The sequence below is a fragment of the Chitinimonas violaceus genome (genome assembly GCF_052601015.1).
Map to the genome: position 1 here is coordinate 28,939 of NZ_JBQXDJ010000030.1, position 20,178 is coordinate 49,116.

At 52.3% G+C, this 20,178-nt stretch carries 22 protein-coding genes, 1 tRNA gene and 1 pseudogene; 15 read left to right on the top strand and 9 right to left on the bottom strand.

Going from position 1 to position 20,178, the window contains the following annotated elements:
- Positions 1-69: 69 nt before the first annotated feature.
- Entirely contained in the window at positions 70-462 is a 393-nt protein-coding gene (rpsI, locus tag ACUHMQ_RS11760) for a 30S ribosomal protein S9 (protein WP_445295653.1), read from the bottom strand.
- A gap of 26 nt (positions 463-488) precedes the next feature.
- Positions 489-917: a 50S ribosomal protein L13 gene (rplM, locus tag ACUHMQ_RS11765; RefSeq protein ID WP_072429251.1), complete on the bottom strand. Its 429-nt coding sequence runs from the start codon at positions 915-917 to the stop codon at positions 489-491.
- Positions 918-1,384: 467 nt separating this feature from the next.
- Between rplM and ACUHMQ_RS11770 the strand changes: the two genes are divergently transcribed.
- A complete protein-coding gene (locus ACUHMQ_RS11770) occupies positions 1,385-1,801 on the top strand; it encodes an OsmC family protein (RefSeq protein WP_445295654.1) in 417 nt (138 codons plus the stop codon).
- Positions 1,802-1,948: 147 nt separating this feature from the next.
- On the opposite strand, the gene ACUHMQ_RS11775 is transcribed toward ACUHMQ_RS11770, so the two are convergent.
- Positions 1,949-3,223: an MFS transporter gene (locus tag ACUHMQ_RS11775; RefSeq protein WP_445295655.1), complete on the bottom strand. Its 1,275-nt coding sequence runs from the start codon at positions 3,221-3,223 to the stop codon at positions 1,949-1,951.
- A 100-nt stretch (positions 3,224-3,323) separates the two neighbouring features.
- On the bottom strand, positions 3,324-3,941 hold the full coding sequence (gene coq7 / locus ACUHMQ_RS11780; RefSeq protein ID WP_445295656.1) for a 2-polyprenyl-3-methyl-6-methoxy-1,4-benzoquinone monooxygenase: 618 nt from the start codon (positions 3,939-3,941) through the stop codon (positions 3,324-3,326).
- A gap of 172 nt (positions 3,942-4,113) precedes the next feature.
- Here coq7 and ACUHMQ_RS11785 point away from each other — a divergent pair, with 172 nt between their 5' ends.
- The 7 genes from ACUHMQ_RS11785 to ACUHMQ_RS11815 all read left to right on the top strand — a co-directional run bounded on the left by ACUHMQ_RS11785 (position 4,114) and on the right by ACUHMQ_RS11815 (position 11,799).
- Positions 4,114-4,680 carry a peptidylprolyl isomerase gene (locus ACUHMQ_RS11785; protein ID WP_445295657.1) on the top strand — a complete coding sequence of 189 codons (567 nt, stop codon included), beginning with the start codon at positions 4,114-4,116 and terminating at the stop codon, positions 4,678-4,680.
- A 59-nt stretch (positions 4,681-4,739) separates the two neighbouring features.
- Positions 4,740-5,234: a peptidylprolyl isomerase gene (locus ACUHMQ_RS11790; protein ID WP_445295658.1), complete on the top strand. Its 495-nt coding sequence runs from the start codon at positions 4,740-4,742 to the stop codon at positions 5,232-5,234.
- A gap of 253 nt (positions 5,235-5,487) precedes the next feature.
- A complete protein-coding gene (locus tag ACUHMQ_RS11795; RefSeq protein WP_445295659.1) occupies positions 5,488-6,234 on the top strand; it encodes a UDP-2,3-diacylglucosamine diphosphatase in 747 nt (248 codons plus the stop codon).
- A gap of 133 nt (positions 6,235-6,367) precedes the next feature.
- Positions 6,368-6,856, top strand: coding sequence for a hypothetical protein (locus ACUHMQ_RS11800; RefSeq protein WP_445295660.1), 489 nt, complete (start codon positions 6,368-6,370; stop codon positions 6,854-6,856).
- An 873-nt stretch (positions 6,857-7,729) separates the two neighbouring features.
- Positions 7,730-9,829, top strand: a complete 2,100-nt coding sequence (locus tag ACUHMQ_RS11805) for a M12 family metallo-peptidase (protein WP_445295661.1) — start codon at positions 7,730-7,732, stop codon at positions 9,827-9,829.
- Between the two features lie 407 nt (positions 9,830-10,236).
- Positions 10,237-11,010: an ATP-binding cassette domain-containing protein gene (locus tag ACUHMQ_RS11810; protein ID WP_445295662.1), complete on the top strand. Its 774-nt coding sequence runs from the start codon at positions 10,237-10,239 to the stop codon at positions 11,008-11,010.
- 180 nt (positions 11,011-11,190) lie between these two features.
- A complete protein-coding gene (locus tag ACUHMQ_RS11815) occupies positions 11,191-11,799 on the top strand; it encodes a glutathione S-transferase (protein ID WP_445295663.1) in 609 nt (202 codons plus the stop codon).
- Between the two features lie 88 nt (positions 11,800-11,887).
- On the opposite strand, the gene ACUHMQ_RS11820 is transcribed toward ACUHMQ_RS11815, so the two are convergent.
- Entirely contained in the window at positions 11,888-12,013 is a 126-nt protein-coding gene (locus ACUHMQ_RS11820) for a hypothetical protein (protein ID WP_445295664.1), read from the bottom strand.
- 180 nt (positions 12,014-12,193) lie between these two features.
- Between ACUHMQ_RS11820 and ACUHMQ_RS11825 the strand changes: the two genes are divergently transcribed.
- On the top strand, positions 12,194-14,452 hold the full coding sequence (locus ACUHMQ_RS11825) for an Orn/Lys/Arg family decarboxylase (protein WP_445295665.1): 2,259 nt from the start codon (positions 12,194-12,196) through the stop codon (positions 14,450-14,452).
- Positions 14,453-14,710: 258 nt separating this feature from the next.
- On the opposite strand, the gene lptM is transcribed toward ACUHMQ_RS11825, so the two are convergent.
- Positions 14,711-14,827, bottom strand: a complete 117-nt coding sequence (gene lptM, locus ACUHMQ_RS11830; RefSeq protein WP_445295666.1) for an LPS translocon maturation chaperone LptM — start codon at positions 14,825-14,827, stop codon at positions 14,711-14,713.
- A 58-nt stretch (positions 14,828-14,885) separates the two neighbouring features.
- Here lptM and cyaY point away from each other — a divergent pair, with 58 nt between their 5' ends.
- From cyaY to ACUHMQ_RS11855, 5 genes are all read left to right on the top strand, one after another.
- The gene (cyaY, locus tag ACUHMQ_RS11835; protein ID WP_445295667.1) at positions 14,886-15,197 is read left to right on the top strand and encodes an iron donor protein CyaY; all 312 of its coding nucleotides are present in this window, start codon (positions 14,886-14,888) and stop codon (positions 15,195-15,197) included.
- A 31-nt stretch (positions 15,198-15,228) separates the two neighbouring features.
- Positions 15,229-15,669 carry a YqaA family protein gene (locus tag ACUHMQ_RS11840; protein WP_445295668.1) on the top strand — a complete coding sequence of 147 codons (441 nt, stop codon included), beginning with the start codon at positions 15,229-15,231 and terminating at the stop codon, positions 15,667-15,669.
- 492 nt (positions 15,670-16,161) lie between these two features.
- Positions 16,162-17,181: a porin gene (locus ACUHMQ_RS11845; protein ID WP_445295669.1), complete on the top strand. Its 1,020-nt coding sequence runs from the start codon at positions 16,162-16,164 to the stop codon at positions 17,179-17,181.
- 142 nt (positions 17,182-17,323) lie between these two features.
- Positions 17,324-17,776 carry a large-conductance mechanosensitive channel protein MscL gene (gene mscL / locus ACUHMQ_RS11850; RefSeq protein WP_445295670.1) on the top strand — a complete coding sequence of 151 codons (453 nt, stop codon included), beginning with the start codon at positions 17,324-17,326 and terminating at the stop codon, positions 17,774-17,776.
- Between the two features lie 45 nt (positions 17,777-17,821).
- Positions 17,822-18,529, top strand: a complete 708-nt coding sequence (locus ACUHMQ_RS11855) for a Type 1 glutamine amidotransferase-like domain-containing protein (RefSeq protein WP_445295671.1) — start codon at positions 17,822-17,824, stop codon at positions 18,527-18,529.
- Positions 18,530-18,580: 51 nt separating this feature from the next.
- On the opposite strand, the gene ACUHMQ_RS11860 is transcribed toward ACUHMQ_RS11855, so the two are convergent.
- Positions 18,581-18,657: transfer RNA gene (locus tag ACUHMQ_RS11860), tRNA-Arg, on the bottom strand.
- A gap of 146 nt (positions 18,658-18,803) precedes the next feature.
- On the opposite strand from ACUHMQ_RS11860, the gene ACUHMQ_RS11865 reads away from it, so the two are divergent.
- Positions 18,804-19,562, top strand: a complete 759-nt coding sequence (locus ACUHMQ_RS11865; protein ID WP_445295672.1) for a c-type cytochrome — start codon at positions 18,804-18,806, stop codon at positions 19,560-19,562.
- 227 nt (positions 19,563-19,789) lie between these two features.
- Here ACUHMQ_RS11865 and ACUHMQ_RS11870 read toward each other — a convergent pair whose 3' ends face one another.
- Positions 19,790-20,122: a DUF1501 domain-containing protein gene (locus tag ACUHMQ_RS11870; RefSeq protein ID WP_445295673.1), complete on the bottom strand. Its 333-nt coding sequence runs from the start codon at positions 20,120-20,122 to the stop codon at positions 19,790-19,792.
- A pseudogene (locus ACUHMQ_RS11875) lies at positions 20,074-20,178 on the bottom strand (IS5/IS1182 family transposase); the annotation flags it as partial. The pseudogene ACUHMQ_RS11875 and the gene ACUHMQ_RS11870, both read right to left, overlap by 49 nt.

The window sequence follows — 20,178 nt, forward strand, 5'->3', positions numbered from 1 at the left end:
AGTAAAACTGGCGGCTTTTTTCGGCTTTCGCCGACGTACCCGAACGAATCTTCGCGTCGAATCTGGCGATTAGCGCTTCGAGAACTGCTTGGCGCGGCGAGCTTTGCGCAGACCAACCTTCTTACGCTCAACTTCACGAGCGTCGCGAGTCACCAAACCAGCGCGAGACAGCGCAGGCTTCAAAGCTGCGTCGAACTCGATCAAGGCGCGGGTAATACCGTGGCGCAACGCACCTGCCTGACCGGTCTCACCACCACCAACCACGTTCACCATGATGTCGAACGCTTCCAGGTTTTCGGTCAACACCAAAGGTTGACGAACCACCATACGGCCGGTTTCACGAGAGAAATACTGGTCCAGCGGCTTACCGTTCACAACGATCTTGCCCGAACCCTTAGCCAGGAACACACGAGCAATAGCGCTCTTGCGACGACCTGTACCGTAATAATATTTACCAACCATTTTTCTGTCCTTGTATCTGGTCGTGATTAGACTTCAAGGACTTTAGGCTGTTGCGCGGCGTGCGGATGCTCGGCGCTAGCGTAAACCTTGAGCTTCTTGATCATGGCGTAGCCGAGAGGCCCCTTGGGCAACATGCCCTTGACAGCTTTCTCGAGCACGCGCTCTGGGAAACGTTCCTGCATTTCAGTGAAAGAACGCTCATAAATACCGCCCGGGTAACCCGAGTGGCGGAAATAGGTCTTCTGTTTAGCCTTATCACCGGTCACGCGCAGTTTGTCTGCGTTAACGACAACGATGAAATCACCGGTATCCACGTGAGGGGTGTAAATAGCTTTGTGCTTACCGCGCAGGCGGTGAGCGATTTCGGCGGCGAGGCGACCCAGCACCTTATCGGTGGCGTCGACTACAAACCAGTCGCGCTGTACCTCGTGCGGCTTGGCGGAGAAGGTTTTCATACGGCTCTTCCAGATTCGTTCGATTTACGGAAAGTCGGGCATTCTATTTGAAAAAACAAAGCGCTGTCAAACCGGTGGAACGTAGGCGTATCGCCCCGGTCAGCCCTCGGCACCAAATAAAGGGGATCATAAAATGCCGGCAAAAAAAAAAGCGCAACCGGTTAAGGGTTGCGCGTAGTTCCACCAAAGAAGGAGGATGGAGGAGACAACATCAAAGCACACACATTGCGTGTACCGCCTCAATGCAGTCCGAATAATACGCAGCACATCCCAACATCGCAAGCATTTTTTGTGCATCGCGACATAGAATCGACAAACGGGAGCAAAATTACATCCCATTACCATAAAAAAGCTTGAATCCACGTCTTAAGTTTCAATTCTGTAGTTCCGCTCTGCTATCAACCGCAATATGCTTACTGCACTGCCGCAAGTCCAATCTTCCACCCCACTTTTTTAAGGAGTAAGCGATGCGTACTCGCATCAAATGGATTGAGAACGTCAGCTTCCTGGCCCAGAGCGAATCTGGCCACGCCGTATTAATGGATGGCGCCCCTGCTGCTGGCGGACAGAATCTCGGCCCCCGCCCTATGGAGATGTTGTTGATGGGTACAGGCGGCTGTACTGCCTTCGACGTAGTGACCATCTTAAAAAAAGGGCGCGCGGAAATCGTCGATTGCGATGTGACGCTGGAAGCCAAACGGGCAGAAATCGACCCCAAGGTATTCACGCACATCCATATGCATTTTGTGGTTAAGGGCCGTCAACTGAAAACCGAGCAAGTAAAGCGCGCTATCGCCCTTTCTGCAGAGAAATACTGTTCGGCATCAATCATGCTGGGGAAGAGTGTGGAAATCACCCACGACTTTGAAATTGTCGAGGCTTAACGTAGCTGGCAATATCAGACCCACACAGGACAGCCTATGGAACCTGCTCACGATCCTACTGTGCTGCGCTTCGTCCAGCTGCATAGCCTGCTTGCGACCGATCTTTGAACAGGTTCTATTAAAGTGGAAAAACCTGCTGTCCCGCTTTTATCCCACGCCCACCATACCTTGCTCATGCCGTTTGGGTAGCACCAATATCAATCTGGCAGGTGAGTGTTTGACGACATACCAGGCAAGCACCGCACCAAGCCCGCCAATCACATATATCGCTCCCCTCAAGCCACAAACCGTGCCCAAAGCGCCACCCGCCAGCGCGCCCAATGGCGCCGGCGCTACAGTGAAAAAGCGCATGGTCGCAATCATCCTGCCTAACAATACGTCAGGCGTGACCGCAGCGCGTGTAGCGAGATAATGGATTGAGAACATAGTGGCGCCATAAGAAAACAGGCTTTGACAAAGACTGAACCACACGATGGTGGTACTGACACTGCCAGGGATCAGACCAAAGCTCAACCACGATACCGCGGTAGCAACAAAGCCCCACCCCACCATCGGTCCTACACCAAATCGTTTTCCAAGGCGTTCTGCACTGAGCGCCGCCAACATGCTGCCTAGACCACCGAACATATAACTCATGCCCATACGCGCCGCATCCATGCCCAACTCACGTACGGCAAACAGGACTAAAACAGCCGCCAGCATGTAGTTAAGCAACTGCCACAGGCACGTCTGGATCGCCAACGCGCGCAACAACGGCGTGTACCACACCAAACGCAAGCCCGCCTTGATCTCAAGCCAGACTGACTCGCGCTGACGTACCTCGATTGGCGGCTCTACGGCACGGATCGTACGCAGAATGAATGCGGACACAATGAATGACGCCGCATTGAATAAGATCGCCATGGGCGCTGTAAGCCAATGGATCAACATGCCAGCCAAACCAGGTGCCGCCAGCTGGGCCGTGGAAGAGGTCGCCATAAATTTACTGTGGGCTTCAACCAGCCTGTCCTTGCCAATCAGGTTGGCCACATAGCTCTGATGTGCCGAGCCACCGACCACTTCCCCACTAAGGCACAGAAAACCCACTACCCAGAGTACCGGCATGGAAAGCCACCCACCCCATGCTGCAATAGGTACAACCAATAGCGACAACGCACAGAGTATGTCGCGAAACATCATCAACGGCATACGCCGATTCCGGTCTATCAACACACCGGCATGCAGGCTGAATATTGCAAATGGCAGCACTTCGATAGCGGACAGAATACCCATCTGCATCGGGCTGGCATGCAATAACACGGCAGCCGTCAACGGCAAAGCCAAGTGGGAAATATAGGAGCCGAAATCAGAAATCCCCTGCGCTAGCCAAAGACGTACGAAGTCAGGATTCCTCCACAGCCCATCGAAACGGATGCGGAACATACTGCAGCTTTCTAATTCTTATTACTGCTTTACCCAACAGAGTACCAAGCGTATGGGCAGACTGGACTGGTTTGACTGCGATAATTCGAGTGGATTGGTACTAGAGACGATAAGACAGCGTGGTCATAACGCGTGACATAGCGCGCATTGCTGCCTTGGCGGGGGCTGGCAACTCAGCTGCTCCAAGTTCAACCGCAGCTTCCGCATGTGCAGTCTCATCAGCAAACATCTGCATCACCACCGCACGGCTACGTGCATCATCAACAGGTAACAAAGTCAGATGGCTGTCCAGGTGCTCGCTGACTTGGCGCTCGGTCTCGGCAAGAAAGCCCAGATTCCAACGATCGCCAATCAACCCGGCAGTCACCCCCATCGCCAGCGAACTTGCGTACCAGAATGGATTGAGCAGGCTCTTATGACTGCCCAATTCATCCAAACGCCGTTCGGTCCAGGCCAGATGTTCTGTTTCTTCCTGAGCGGCCTGCCGTAACGCTTCACGCGTTGCAGGGTTACGCGCTGTCAATGCCTGCCCTTGGTAAAGGGCTTGAGCGCAAACCTCTCCACAATGATTCACCCGCATCAGGCCTGCCGCATGACGTTTTTCTTCTACGCTCAAGCCAGCTTCATGGAGATGCGCATCGGGATGTGGACGTACACTGGCTGCTGGTGCGAAAACCGTACGCAATGCACGATCGAATTCGGTAATCAGCTTGTCCATGGGTCCATGCTCCCTATGCAGTTTGGAGGAAGAGCGATTGTAGGGGTTGATGGGGAAACTTTCACGCCCGCATACGCTAAATTGCTTACATCGCAACGCCAAAGCACAGTAAAAGTCTGCCCACAGGGCTGTGCTAACATTATCGACTACCGTAAAACCACACAGGAATACGATGAAACGCCTTCTCTGCAGCTTGTTGATTGCTTGTGCACCGTTGGTCCAGGCAGCAAACCCACACGTTCTATTCAAAACAAATCAAGGCGATGTCGAAGTAGAGCTGTTTGCCGACAAAGCGCCCAAATCGGTCGAGAACTTCCTTAAGTACGTCAACAAAGGTCATTACAACGGTACGATTTTCCATCGGGTGATTTCGGGTTTCGTCGCACAAGCTGGTGGATATGGTGCCGACATGAAGGAAAAACCCACCGATAAGCCAATTCAGAACGAAGCAAACAACGGCTTATCGAACAGCCCCGGTACACTGGCCATGGCACGCACAAATGACCCCCACTCAGCCAGCGCACAGTTCTATATCAATCTGCGCGATAACGCCGCCTTGAACTACCGTGAATCTACACCAGCAGGTTGGGGCTATACCGTATTCGGCAAAGTAGTGAAGGGCATGGATGTGGTCGATAAAATGGCCACTCAGCCAACTGGCATTGTGAATGGGATGCCAGATGTACCGCTCAAACCTATCATCATCATGACGGCCAAACCGCTACCTTCAACTCCCTGACTGTCCGTCTTGATTCGCTGACAGACAACAAACAAAAAATAAACGAAAGGACATTCCCCATGCGCGTCAATCTGCATACCAACCACGGTCTTATCGGTATCGAGCTTGATGAGGCAAAAGCACCTAAAACCGTGGCCAATTTTGTCGAGTACGTAAAAGCTGGCCATTACAGCGGAACGATTTTTCACCGCGTCATTAACGACTTCATGATCCAAGGCGGCGGTTTTGAACCCGGTATGAAGCAAAAAGAAACCCGTCCACCCGTCGAGAACGAAGCTGCCAATGGCCTCAAGAACGACAAGTACACGGTGGCTATGGCTCGCACGCCTGATCCACACTCAGCCAGCGCCCAATTCTTTATTAACGTCAACAACAATAACTTCCTGAACTACACAGCACCGACTGCGCAAGGTTTTGGCTACTGCGTATTTGGCAAAGTAGTTGAAGGTGCCAATGTGGTCGATGCCATCAAGGTAGTACGCACGGGTTCCAAAGCTATGTACCAGGATGTGCCAGTGACTGATGTCGTGATCGAAAAGGCCGAGCTGGTCTAAGAACCTGTCTAAAGTCTGCTGTGCGTCAGCAATACGGCGTTGAAAGCACCCTCGGAATGCTCATTTACCACGCGTAAACTCCGCTTCCCCGGTTGTTTTTCGCCTTGTCTCGCTTTAGCTCGCGAGACTTTGAACAAGTTCTAAGGCAAGTTCTTCGAGCTTATTTTCAATGCTCAAGAGCGTGTTCCTAGAATCTGCTCACAGCCTGCACGGCGCGGTTATCCGCGCCGTTCTCATTTAAAAGCCACGCAATATGCCTCAACCCATTCTGTTCGCTTCCGACCTGCATTTATCTGATGCGGATCCCGCTACGACAGCCGCTTTCATCGAATTTCTACAGAAGCCCGCCCGAGAAGCCAGCGCGCTGTATCTGCTCGGCGACATCTTCGAATATTGGGTAGGTGACGATGACAATGACGCCCTGAACTGGCGTATAGCCGCCGAACTACGCGTGCTCTCAGACCAAGGCACTGCGGTTTTCCTGATGCATGGCAACCGTGACTTTCTACTGGGGCAGCAATTCGCCACAGCAGCCGGAGCAACACTCCTGAATGACCCGCATCTACTCGACGCTTTCGGCCGTAAGCTCGTTCTAAGCCATGGCGATGTGCTGTGTACCGATGACACCGCCTATCAGCAGTTTCGTACCACTGTACGCCAACCAGCTTGGCAGGCTGCCTTCCTGGCAAGGCCACTTGCAGAACGTAAAGCAGAGGTCGAACGCATCCGAGCCGCCAGTGAAATAGCCAAGAAGCAAAAGGCTGCCGAGATCATGGATGTGAATTTACAGGCCGTTGCCACACTGTTTGCCAAACACGCAGGGGCAGACCTCATACATGGCCATACCCACCGCCCTGCACAGCATCAACATGAACTGGCCGAAGATGTACGCGAACGTTGGGTGTTGCCAGATTGGTACGCTGGAAAAGGGGGGTATCTAAAGCTCGCAGAGGCAGGCCTATCCTTCGTCGGGATCAATACCGAAGTGACTTGGCGCTGAATTCCCTATGTTGTATCAATGTCATTATTCACGTTTTCCTAATTGACTTCCCCCTACAGCGGCATAGACTGCGCCAATTATTGCGGTGCAACATCTGTCTACAGGACCGATTGATTCAGGAAGTTAACGGCAAATGAATGCTCCTACCGCCGCCCGGCCCAAACCCCGGCTCGATCAACAGTTTGAACTCTTCAATGAAAGTGCCGACGTAGCCGCCCGCAATTTCGAACGGCTGCTCACAGCCCAATTTGATGGGTACCGTGATTGGATGACCGCCTTAAGGAGTCCTGGCGCTCCTGCAGAACAATTCCAGCACCATATCGATCAAGGCATAAGCCTGAGTTGCGCTGTTTTCGTTGCCCAAGTGTCGGCCATCACCGATGCGATGCAGCTAATGGAAAAAACATTGGCCGAGCAACAACGTGGTGTCCTAGCCAGCCTGGATACACAACCCGAAGCGGTGAGCGATCCCCTGAAGAAAGCTGTCTGCGTTAGCGGCTGTGCACTGGACTCGTTATCAAAAGCTACTCGCCAAGTTGCCAACTTCGCCAGTACACGCTTCTCAGCCGCTGCCAAGAATGCGGTCCAGCAAGCACGCGACAAAATCAGTGAGATTGGTTAGCTTCCAATGGGCCGATAACGTAGGCACCCCGAACGAAGATTACACCCCTCTCAAGCTCTATTAATTGGATACACCGAAAGATTACCGCAGCGTATGGATTGCAAATATTTTCAACCCATCGCCAATATATTAATCTGATTTGAATTAGTGAAAGAATACGGAATATATCCGTGATTAATTGCCAACTTATTTTTATTAACCACCCACAAGTAAATCACTCACCTTATTTTGCATGAGTTATTTAATTCCAACCTAAACCTCATTGAAAAATAAGCAGAAAATAAGCCATATAACACGCAAGCCTTGCTATCCAAACATCCCAGCATATTTCGACAAATAGCAACTTTACTACTGAGCAGTATTACTGACCGCAACCTGCACCCCTAGTATGTCTTGGCGACAAATGGTGATTGCCCACGTCAAGCCTTCGACGATGCTGATCAATAATGGAAAAGTGATTTTCCGCAATTGCCAATCGGCAAAAATACCATTTCCAGACAATTAGCGAATCTTTCCTCCAAATGAGGGATGTGAGATTAGGGCAATTGCTCTGAAAATTACTCATCGATCGCAACGGCATATTTGCTTTTTAAATACCGGGCAATCGATAAGTCAACGTTCGCATAGAACCCGACTTTTCCATTAAAGCGATGGCGTACCCGTCAGACTGTTCATTTATTTTCATAAATGACGGGACACTATTGTTTTGCTAATTGACAGGTATTAGCAAGGAGGAAGGTTATGTTTTCACATTTATCCCTCTGGTCATGGCTAAGCAAAGGCCTACAGCTCTTACTGTGGTGTCTGCTACTGCCTATCTCAACCTTTGCCGCACAATTGTTCACACCACTCGCGCAGTCAGCAAATAACGATATGCGCCCCGAACAACAGCAACTGACCGATCAGATCAAAGCCCGCAAAACCACCAAGCAATTCACCGTTGTACGTATCAATCTCGATGCAATCAAACAGAGCAAGCAGCTTGACTTTACACTGCAGGGCCAAGCCAGCTCTGCAACTCGGCAGAGCATGACGCGACGAAGCGAAGATGACTTCTCTTGGCGTGGCCAACTGGCCGATCAGCCTGGTGACGCCATGCTGGCAGTGTATGGCGAAGCCGTGGAAGGTACGATCCGGCGTGGCAATCAGTTGTTCCGTATTGAATCACTTGGCAACGGCATGCACGCGCTGATCGAAGTGGACGAATCACAGTTCCCACCCGATGAGCCACCAAGTTTCAAGCAGAAAGAGTTGCTGGCCAGACCCGTCAATCTGCAGCAGGGAAAGGCAGATATGGCGGCAGGCGATGCAACCATGGACAACACCGCTACGCTCGATAGCGCCAACCTCGACAGCAGTACACTCAGCTCGATAGGCCCTGTCACCAAGGTGTTGGTGGCTTATACCGGCTCGGTGGAAACCGCGAAGGGTGGTGCAGCCAATACACTGGCAATGATCCAGCTAGCCGTGGATGAAACCAACGCCAGCTACCAGAACAGCAAGGTGAACACACGCCTGCAGCTCGTCTATCGGGGCAAAGTCGCTTATTCGGAATCGGGTAAGAGCTACGACACCATCGTCAACGACTTGGCTGGCACCACTGACGGTAGCATGGATACGCTCCACACTCTGCGTAACACCTATGCCGCGGACGTGGTGGTGCTGATCGTCAACCAGACCGATTACTGCGGTATGGCTGACGCGATCTGGGCAACGCCTACCAGTGCCTTTGCTGCCGTGCATTACAGCTGTGCGACTGGCTACTACTCATTTGGTCACGAGATTGGCCACTTGCAGGGTGCACGGCACAATATCGCTGCAGACCCAACCACCACGCCGTTTTCGTATGGTCACGGTTTCCAGGGTCCATCCTGGCGCACCATCATGGCTTACGACTGCTCGCCCAGCTGCCCACGTCTGCCATATTGGTCAAACCCCAGCATCAAATACGGCGGCGTAGCGATGGGCAATGCGGATCAGGCCAATGATGCCCGTGCACTGAGTACTACCGGCCCGCAGGTCTCTACATTCCGTAATCCATCTGGCGCCATTTGGCGTTATACCGGTACGCCCTGCAGCGGTGATTCCTGCCCAGGCTGGCAACGGCTGGACAACAACACGCGCACAGTCAGCGTAGCGGCCGGCAGTAGCAGCATACTTTACCAGCTGCATAACGATGGACGGATATGGCGCTATACCGGCGTGCCTTGCAGTGGCGTCTCCTGCCCTGGCTGGCAGTTGATCGATAACAACACCAAGACCATTGCCATCACAGCGGACGGCAGCAATTTGTACCAGCTGCATACCGATGGCCGGATCTGGCGCTACACCGGTACGCCATGCAGCGGCAGCTCCTGCCCTGGCTGGCAAATGCTGGACAACAACGCCAGAACCCAATCCATCACCGCAGCTAACGGCGCACTTTACCAACTGCACAATAATGGGTTGATCTGGCGCTATACCGGTACACCCTGCAGTGGCAACTCCTGCCCAGGTTGGCAACTGCTGGACAACAACGCCAAGACCAAGTCCATCGTCGCCGCATCTGGTGGGCTGTTCCAGTTGCATAACGACGGCTGGATATGGCGTTACACCGGCACACCATGCAGCGGTGGCTCCTGCCCAGGATGGCAGCGGTTAGACAACAACCTGAAAACCACAGCCATCACTGCAGCTGGCACAGCGCTGTATCAATTGCATAACGATGGTTGGATCTGGCGCTACACCGGTACACCTTGCACGGGAAACTCCTGCCCCGGCTGGCAGCGGTTGGACAACAACCCGAAGACCACCGCCATCGTGGCAGCAACGGGTGGACTTTACCAACTGCATAACGACGGCTGGATATGGCGTTACACAGGCACACCCTGCTCGGGTAACTATTGCCCAGGCTGGCAGCGGTTGGACAATAATACGCAGACCCGTGCCATCGATGCAGCTTCTACCGGGTTGTTCCAGGTACACGGCAAGTGAATCAACGGCTGGCGGGCCAAATATCGCTCGCCAACTGTTCACGATCGATAGAACCTATTTAAGCCTTGGTATTGACCTTATTGGATAACCTACAGGCAATATTTCAATAACACGGGGCATTTATGCCCCGCTTCTTTTTGGGTAGCCAATTCAAGCTTCCTACTAACCACAACACCCAAGAACACTTAAGAACCTGTCTAAAGTCTCGCGAGCTAGATCAAGACAAGGCAAAAACAGCCAAGGAAGCGGAGTTTACGCGTGGTAAATGAGCATTCCGAGGGTGTTTTCAACGCCGTATTGCTGACGCACAGCAGACTTTAAACAGGTTCTAAGACGAAATTATTCTGCTGCATACCGTCAGGCTCACTGCACTAGCCTCTGTTGACCTAAGCACCTAGCATCAACTCATGCTCAAACTCACCCAAGTCAGTCTCTGGCGCAATGGCAAAACAGTGCTCGATGGTGTCAGCGCGGACGCACCGCTAAGCCAGCTCATCAGCCTGTTGGGGATGAACTCCGCTGGCAAATCCAGCCTACTGTCAGTAGTGGCTGGCGAACTCAGCCCCGGAGGTGGGGAAATATCATTTGATGGATTGAATTTAAGTCTTGTTCCAACCGAACAGTTGGCGAGGCGGCGTGCCTTCCTGCCGCAGTCGAGCAAGCTGAATGCCGAGTTCAATGTACGCGAAGTTGCCCTCCTCGGCGCAGCCCCCTTCGCTGAGATTGCCTTGGGTAAACTGCAAGGGCTTATCGACAGCGTATTGCGGCTCTGCGACTTATATGAACTGGCCGAACACCCCTACCCCCGGCTTTCCGCAGGTGAACAACGTCGAACCCAACTGGCGCGTGTACTGGTTCAAGCCTGTGCGGCAGCCGCACAAACACCCGCGCTCCTGTTACTTGATGAACCTACCGCCTACTTGGACCCTTATCATCAGCATGTTCTGCTGGCTGGCCTGCATCAGCTGGTCCGCACCCTACCTTTATCTGTCGTAGCCAGCCTGCAAGACGTCAATCTGGCTTTCGCCTATACCGACCAGACTTGGCTGCTTCGGCAGGGCAGACTGGTTGCAGCAGGCCCAAGCCGTGAGATCCTCTCCCCAGCTCAGCTGAATCGGGTCTTTCCGCTGAATGTAGGCAGCAGTACGGAAGCACTTTTCTTCAGCCTGCCTGGGGCCTGATGCCAACGAATAGACACATGCATTGCGCGCTGCACCATTCAGGGGTAAAAAGCGTATCTCATCGTTGCCCTTCACCGTGTTTTGCAGTTGTTGGCCGCTCGATACAGCATATATAGGAAGCGCTGGCGATCCCTCCCTCACTTCCCTAAAATCTACGGTTCCTGTTCAACGGTTATTGCCATGAAGCTGATCGCATCGCTCACCAGCCCCTACGCCCGCAAGGTGCGCATTGTGCTGCAGGAAAAGCGCATCGAATGCCCATTGACCGTGGACATCCCCTGGAATGCCGACTCCAAAGTGCCCGACGTCAATCCGCTTGGCAAAATCCCTGTACTAGTTCTGGATGATGGTTCAACGCTGTTTGACTCCCGCGTCATCGTTGAGTATCTCGACCATGTCTCGCCAGTGGCCAAGCTGATTCCCAACGACTATCGCCAAGCGATACAAGTCAAACGCTGGGAAGCACTTGCTGATGGCATTTGCGATGCTGCCGCCACAATCTTTCTTGAGCGTAAACGCCCATCCGAGCAACAAAGCCAGGATTGGATCGCGCGGCAGGAAGCAAAAATTCACCGCGGCCTGAAAACGCTCTCTGAAGAACTCGGGGAAGGCAGCTGGTGCAATGGGGAAAGTTACAGTCTTGCAGATATCGCCGTCGGCGCATGCCTTGGCTACCTGGATCTTCGTTTCGCAGAAATTGGTTGGCGAAATGGATACCCAAACCTTGCTCGCCTGGCAGATAAACTGGCTCAGCGGCCAGCTTTCGCCGATACCGTCCCACAAGCCTAAACACGGATTGCCTGCCTAGCGCCTACATTTAACTTGAATATTCCTGGGGCCGCATCCATGAAGGAGCGGCCTCGTCCTTTTTCCGTCGCTACATCCAAAGAACCAGTTCAAAGCCACCGCTAGCTATATTGCCTTTGACATAGAACCGCATCGCCTGCACAAATCCATCTCCAAACTTTTGAATGGGGGCGGCCTGCATCAGGTTCTTGTTCACAACTAGAAACTGCTAACGACCTGTTACGAGTAGTTGTCCGCAGGATAAGGCGCAGCACATGTGCCCAGATAATGGCTGTGCAGCAAGGTTGTGGATAGGCACTAGGGCGTTGGCAATCTATATGGATGTCTTGTTTGAACACGCAATATCAGTCTTTACCAGACTAATGAGGTTTCCCCGATGAAATTCCGTTTCCCTGTCATCATCATCGATGAAGATTTTCGTGCCGAGAATTCCAGTGGCCTGGGTATTCGCGCCCTCGCCAAAGCGATTGAGGAAGAAGGCTATGAAGTCCTAGGCGTAACCAGCTATGGCGACGTGACAGGCTTTGCACAACAGCAAAGTCGCGCTTCCAGCTTTATCCTTTCCATCGATGACGAGGAATTCATCGGCGGAGAGCCCGGTGAAGAGACCATTGCCGTCAAGAACTTGCGGGATTTTGTCGCCGAAATTCGTTACAAAAACGCTGAGATCCCCATCTTCCTGTATGGCGAAAAGCGTACCAGCCGCCACATCCCCAACGATGTGTTAAAGGAGCTGCACGGCTTCATCCACATGTTCGAGGACACTCCTGAGTTCGTTGCCCGGGCCATCGTGCGCGAAGCCAAGCAGTACCTGGACTCGCTTGCCCCACCCTTCTTCCGCGCCCTACTCCATTATGCGCAGGATGGCTCCTACTCCTGGCATTGCCCTGGCCATTCTGGCGGCGTTGCCTTCCTGAAGTCGCCAGTAGGCCAGATGTTCCACCAGTTCTTTGGCGAGAACATGCTACGCGCAGACGTTTGCAACTCGGTGGATGAACTGGGGCAGTTGCTCGACCATACCGGCCCTGTTGCCGCTTCCGAGCGCAATGCCGCCCGCATCTTTGGTTGTGACCATCTGTTCTTCGTCACCAACGGTACCAGCACCAGCAACAAGATGGTCTGGCACGCTACAGTGGCACCTGGCGATATCGTCGTTGTCGACCGTAACTGCCATAAGTCTATTCTGCATTCGATCATGATGTGTGGCGCTATCCCGGTGTTTCTGATGCCGACGCGCAACCACTACGGCATCATCGGTCCAATTCCGCTTGATGAATTCCGCCCGGAAACCATCCAGAAGAAGATCGAAGCGAACCCATTCGCCAAGGAAGCGTTGGCCAAACGTCCTGGCAGTAAGCCGCGCATCCTCACCATTACTCAGTCAACTTACGATGGCGTGCTGTACAACGTTGAAATGATCAAAGACGTGCTCGGCGATACCATCGACACGCTGCACTTTGATGAAGCTTGGTTGCCCCACGCCGCTTTCCACGACTTTTACAAGAATATGCACGCGATTGGCCGTGACCGCCCGCGTTCGAAAGAAGCGATGGTGTTCGCAACCCAATCAACGCACAAACTGTTGGCCGGCCTGAGCCAAGCCTCACAGATCCTGGTACAGGAATCAGAAACCCGTCAGCTGGACCGGTATCGCTTCAACGAAGCGTACTTGATGCATACCTCCACCTCACCGCAATACTCGATCATTGCCAGCTGTGATGTAGCTGCCGCCATGATGGAGGCACCTGGCGGTACTGCGCTGGTGGAGGAGTCGATTTTCGAAGCACTGGATTTCCGACGCGCCATGCGCAAAGTCGCCGCAGAATATGGCGACAGCTGGTGGTTTAAAGTCTGGGGACCAGAATATTTAGCGGAAGAAGGCTTAGGAGAACGCGCTGATTGGGAACTGCATGCCAACGAGCATTGGCACGGCTTCGGTGCATTGGCAGATGGGTTCAATCTGCTGGACCCGATTAAAGCAACCGTGATCACGCCAGGTCTCGATGTGGACGGCAACTTTTCCGATACCGGTATCCCGGCTGCCATCCTGACCAAGTACTTGTCAGAGCACGGCATCATCGTCGAAAAAACCGGCCTCTACAGCTTCTTCATCATGTTTACCATCGGCATCACCAAGGGCCGCTGGAACACCCTGGTGACGGAGTTACAGCAATTCAAGGACGCCTACGATGCCAATTCGCCATTGTGGCGGGTAATGCCGGAGTTCATTGCCAAGAACCCGCGTTATGAAAGGATTGGATTGCGTGATCTGTGTCAGCAGATCCACGAGGTTTACCACGCTGGCGACGTCGCACGCTTGACCACCGAGATGTACCTCAGCGATATGGTGCCTGCAATGAAGCCCGCCAAGGCCTTCAGCAAGATGGCACACCGGGAAATCGAGCGGGTACCGTTGGACGAGCTGGAAGACCGTATTACTGCGATTCTGCTTACGCCTTATCCCCCGGGTATTCCGCTGTTGATTCCGGGTGAGCGCTTCAACAAAACTATCGTGGACTATCTACGCTTCGCACGGGCCTTTAACGAACGTTTCCCTGGCTTCGAAACCGATATCCACGGTTTGGTGAAGGATGAAAACAGCGGCGAATACTACGTCGACTGCGTTATCCAGTAAGCGTACATGCTCGATAAAATGCCGCCTTTCAACAGGCGGTTTTTTATTTCTCTGGTTAGGCAACGGACTAACGGTGCTACAAGTAGCCCCTAACCTGCCACAAGGATGTAAACAGCTTCTACGCACCTTTACAAAGCCTCGCGAACCGGGGCGAAAATACCTAAGGCGCAGAAACCGAAATGTGCTCTTGTCCGTGAGGATTTTGAGCAGTACACAAGCCCTGCTCACGGCTGCACCAGTAAAGTTCGTAAGCAGGTTTTAAGGCTGTGTCTTTGACTTGGCTGGTGCCTTGGCCGCATCAGGCAGATACAGCGCCCCTTTGAACCCACAGGCACTCAAGAGGCAAACCAATAGGCAGAGAGTAACAACACGCATCACAAAGCCTTTGGAAGGGTAAAATCAAGATACTAACAACCTACCTAAGAGCCAGCCAATGAACGAAAGCGAATTCCTCAGCTTAAGCGACCGCATCTTCGATCGGATTGAGACAGCGCTTGATGAAGGCGAGTTTGATGTCGATCTCAATCGCAACGGCAACGTCCTGGAAATCGAGTTCAACGATGGCAGCAAGATTATCGTCAACCGGCATGCCGCTAATCAGGAGATCTGGGTTGCCGCCCGTACTGGTGGCTTTCATTACCGGCTAGAAAACGGCGTTTGGAAAAGTGCCCGCGACGGATCTGAATTCTTTAAGAAACTGGCAGAACTAATCTGCGACCAGGCTGGCTCCTCCCCTGCATTCTGAGCAATACGCATCCTAGCAGTCACTACTACGCATGCTGGACTGGCTTATCCGTATTGTTGCCGAATTTGGCCTACCCGGTCTATTCGTTTCCGGCCTGCTATCAGCAACCTTGCTGCCTGGTAATTCCGAAATCGCATTGGCATTCGTGCTGTACCAACGGCCCTATGATTGGGTGCCCGCATTAATTTGCGTCACTGTTGGCAATACTTTGGGTAGCCTGAGCAGTTATTGGCTTGGCAGATACTTGAGGCGATTCAATCCCCGAGCAACCGATCACCTATCGCCACGCGCACTTGCCCTAATGAAACGATATGGTGTTATTACCCTTTTGCTCGCTTGGCTACCCTTGATTGGCGACGCGTTATGCTTGGCAGCAGGTTGGCTGACCCTAGCTAAAACACCCACTGCATTATTCATTTTCCTTGGTAAAGCAATACGTTACCTCTTGGTCGGTTTACCATTCATTCTTTAACCCATATGCATAATTGTCCATTCACAACATGTAAGCTGTCTTGACTTATGAATACCCAAAATTTAATTACACAGGGCAATTGAACATTTCCGAAAATGCACAACCTAACGCTTGTCTGGTAAGTCCAATTTTATAAAAGTATTGAGGAAGCCCCTGATTTCCTCATTTCCTCTCCGCGAACACAATCCGGATGAGGTAGCGGTGTATTTAGACAGGCCAATAGATATTGCTGGAATGTAAAATGCCTTTTGTGTTGCATTGCCGCAACCAGGATTTTCCCCGCGAAGAATTTAATAGCAATTAAAAAACAATACGTTACAAACAATCAGAGACCATGACTCCGCGGTTCATACGCTTCATGCATATTGCCAGTTCGTTGCTTAGTGCACAGAGCGCCGCCTATCATGCCGCTGTACCGTACTGCTCCAAATTCAATGAGCAGTCTGATTTTGCTACACCGCCTTTCCAAACTTTTCTTAAAAGGAAGACGCAATGAACAAGAAATTCATCGCCCTCGCCGTAGCTGCTGCAGTTGCGCCTGCGGCGTTTGCTGCTGACGAAGTGGTTCTGTACGGTCAAGTGAACGTGGCTATTGTTTCCGACAACACCAAGGACAACACATTCAGCGTTGATGACGAAGCTTCCCGTATTGGTGTCAAAGGTAGCGAAGGTCTGGGCAATGGCATGAATGCTTGGTTCCAGATCGAGAGCAAGGTCAGACCTGATGATGCCAACCAAAACGGCTTTGCAACACGCGAGGGTTGGGTGGGTTTGAAGAGCAGCGAGTTCGGTGGTATTCAACTGGGTCGCGGTAAGAGTGCCTACACCAAGGCCTACGAAGAATTCGATCCTTGGTATCAAGACAAGAGTTTTTCGGTCAACGGCGATGATCAGCTGGGTTACACCGGCACAGCCTTGGTGCCAGACAAAAAAGACGGTGGCTATAAATACCGTACTGACAATACCATTCGTTACACCTACTCCATGCCTGGCATGGATGTAATGGTTGACTATTCAGTTGGCGAGAACAAGAACAAGACCACAGGCCAGAAAGAAGCCACCAACCTGAGCTACTCAGTCAAGGGTACGATAAGCGATTTTTGGTACATCGTTGGTGCAAACATGGGCCGTAATCTGACAAATAATGGTTCCAAGCTGAACAACGTTCTGCTGGGCGGCGGTACTGCTTTCGGTGACTTGGCTCTTGGCGCTGGCTTCCAACGCCACGTATTTTCTGAGAACGGTTACGGCACCAACAAGCGCAACAGCTTCCTGGTCAACGCCATGTACAACCTGGAAGGCAACTCCCTGTACGGTGGTGTAATCATTGCTGACAAGCTCAAGTACGGTAGTGTCAAGTTGGCAGACAGCCGCTATGTTCGTTACGGCGCTGGTTTGGCAGTACCTCTGTCCAAGCGTACCAACATCGTGACCGAGTATATGGCTACGGACTTTGCTGGTAGTCAAAAGGACACCTCCTACTTCTCAGTGGGTGCGTATCACTCGTTCTAATCGTTCCAGCAACGGTTAGTGCATAAACAGAAAGGGCAGCTTAGGCTGCCTTTTTTGTTTGTTGGATGAATGTTAGTCTGGCAAGCCGTTATCCTCTTTAAGCACTAAACCTACCCATCCACCTTTAATTTGAGGAGAAAGCATGCTCCAGGAATTCAAAGAATTCGCCATGCGAGGCAATGTCGTTGACCTTGCAGTCGGGGTGATCATTGGTGGTGCATTCGGCAAGATCGTGGATTCGTTGGTAAAAGACGTGATCATGCCCCCTATAGGCTGGATGCTGGGCAACGTAGATTTCACCAACCTGTTTATCGTCTTGAAGGAAGGTGTCAAAGCCGCCGGCCCGTATGACACACTCAAATTCGCACAGGATGCCGGTGCTGTCACCATCAATATCGGCCTGTTCGCCAATGCGGTCATCAGCTTCATCATCGTCGCATTCGCTGTGTTTCTACTAATCCGCACCTTGAACAAGCTCAAGCGCGAAGAAACACCTGTAGCCACATCTCCTACCACCAAGGAATGCGAGTTCTGCTACAGCCCGGTACCTGTCAAAGCGACACGCTGCCCTTGCTGTACTTCTCAGCTCGCATAAAGCCCCTACTTGCCGCGCCTGTACTTCACTGAAAAGCAGATCGACATGCAACAGCTTATTGTGCTCGGTGGTGGTGGTTTTTCGATGGAAAAGTCTCCCCTGCTCGACCAGTATGTTCTTCACGCCACACGTAAGGAAAAGCCGCGTATCTGCTTCATACCCACAGCGAGCGGCGATGCAGACAACTATCTGCTCAAATTTTACGCGGCCCATGCGGGCTATAATTGCCTTGCCAGCCATCTTTCCTTATTCAGGCCGCACACCAACGATATTGCTGGTTACTTGTTGGAACAAGATGTCATTTTTGTCGGGGGCGGCAACACCAAATCCATGCTGGCGCTGTGGCATGATTGGCAAATCGACAGCACGTTAAAACAAGCCTATGAACAGGGTACTGTTATCGGTGGCATCAGCGCCGGCATGATTTGCTGGTTCGAATATGGCCTGACAGACTCGATTCCTGGTGCATTAACCCCTCTCCCAGGCCTTGGCTGGTTAGCTGGCGGCGCATGCCCCCATTACGACGGCGAATCGGAACGGCGGCCTAGTTTGCACCACCATGTTGCCAGCGGTGCGATGCCCACCACATGGGCAGCAGACGATGGCGCAGCGTTGCATTTTATTGACGGACAATTTCACGCTGCCATTACATCACGCCCAAATGCCAAAGCCTGGCGTATTAGCAGCGACACAAATAGGCAAATAACCGAAACAGCCATTGATTGCCAATATCTGGGCATAACGAATAACTGATTGGTTAATAAATAAAAAAGCCAGCAAAATGCTGGCTTTTTTATTTAACTCTGGCGCGCCCGCCTGGGATCGAACCAGGGACCTTCAGCTTCGGAAACTGACACTCTATCCAACTGAGCTACGGACGCGTCTTTAGAGGCGCGCAAGAATAGCTGATTTGGTCTCCTGCGTCCAGCCAATAGCGCTGTAGATTGGTTGCCTGCCTAATCCCCGCTATAATCGCGGGGTTTTTCCGTATTGGTTTTTACCGTAGCGCATAAAAAAGGATCGCAGCATGAGCGAAGCGCAAGCCGAGTCCGGGATGTCGGCAAAAGGTCTTATCGGCATTATTCTTGCCGCAATCATTGGTATCCCCCTATTCATCTACCTAGTCATCAAAGTTGCCACAGGGGGTATGGTTCTCGATGCTGGTAGCCCCAGCATGACCAATGAAGCGGTCATTGCTCGTGTGCAACCGGTGGGCTATTCCAAACTGGATGACTCAGGCCCTCCCGGCAGTCGCAACGGCAAAGCCGTGTACGAAAATATCTGCGCTTCCTGCCATGCTGCAGGGCTGGCTGGCGCACCCAAATTTTCTGATACAGCAGCCTGGGGAGCGCGTATCAGCAAGGGCTTTGCGACATTGGTTGAACATGCGGTCAAGGGCTTTAATGCTATGCCAGCCAAAGGTGGCGCCGCTGACCTAACCGATGACGAAGTCGCCCGTGCAGTTGCCTACTTGGGCAATGCGGGTGGCGGCAAGTTCACCGAGCCACCCATTGCCGGTGGCGCTGCCGGTGGCAAAGCCGACCCCGCAGCCAAGGGCAAAGAAATCTATGACACGGTTTGTATGGCCTGTCATGCAAGTGGTTTGGCTGGTGCACCCAAGTTCGGTGACAAAGCCGACTGGGCATCCCGCCTGAAAGAGGGTGTTGATGCCGCCATCAAGATTGGCATAGCAGGTAAAGGTGCAATGCCCCCGAAAGGTGGTTACCAGGGTTCGGACGAAGAGTTCCACGCTGCAGCGGAATACATGATCAACGCTGCCAAATAAATCGTCCTAGCTGGAATAAAAACGGTGCACCATTCAGTGCACCGTTTTTTATTTTGATATTCATAAAGGAAGCACCTGTACTGATTAGAACCGGTTCAGCGTCTCGCGAGCTAGGACAAAACAAGGCGAAAGCAACCGAGGGAACAGAGTTTACGCGTGGTAAATGAGCATTTCGAGGCTGTTTTTAACGCAGTATTGCTGAAGCGCAGAAGACTTTGATCAAGCTCTTACGCTACAACAGGAAGCGGTTCGAAACGCCCACCTAACGCCGCCACACCATCACTTTGCCAACAATAGTGGCACGCACTTGCATAGAGCTGCCGGAAATCAACCCCAAACCGCAAGTTATCCCCATCGAGATCGTTGAAGTCCGGGCGTTTACCATACAATCCGCCGTGCACTTGGCCACCTAAAACGAAGTGGGCATTTGCCGTTCCATGGTCGGTTCCGGCAGACCGATTTTCCTGTGGCCTGCGCCCAAACTCGGCATAAGAGCGTGTTTTAAAAGTTGCTATTCCAGTCTGTTGAGCATCAAATTGATCATGGCGATTTGAATGAATGTTTCGCTGGATAGGGTGAGGCATTCATAGTCCTTGGAGAGTCGACGATACCGATA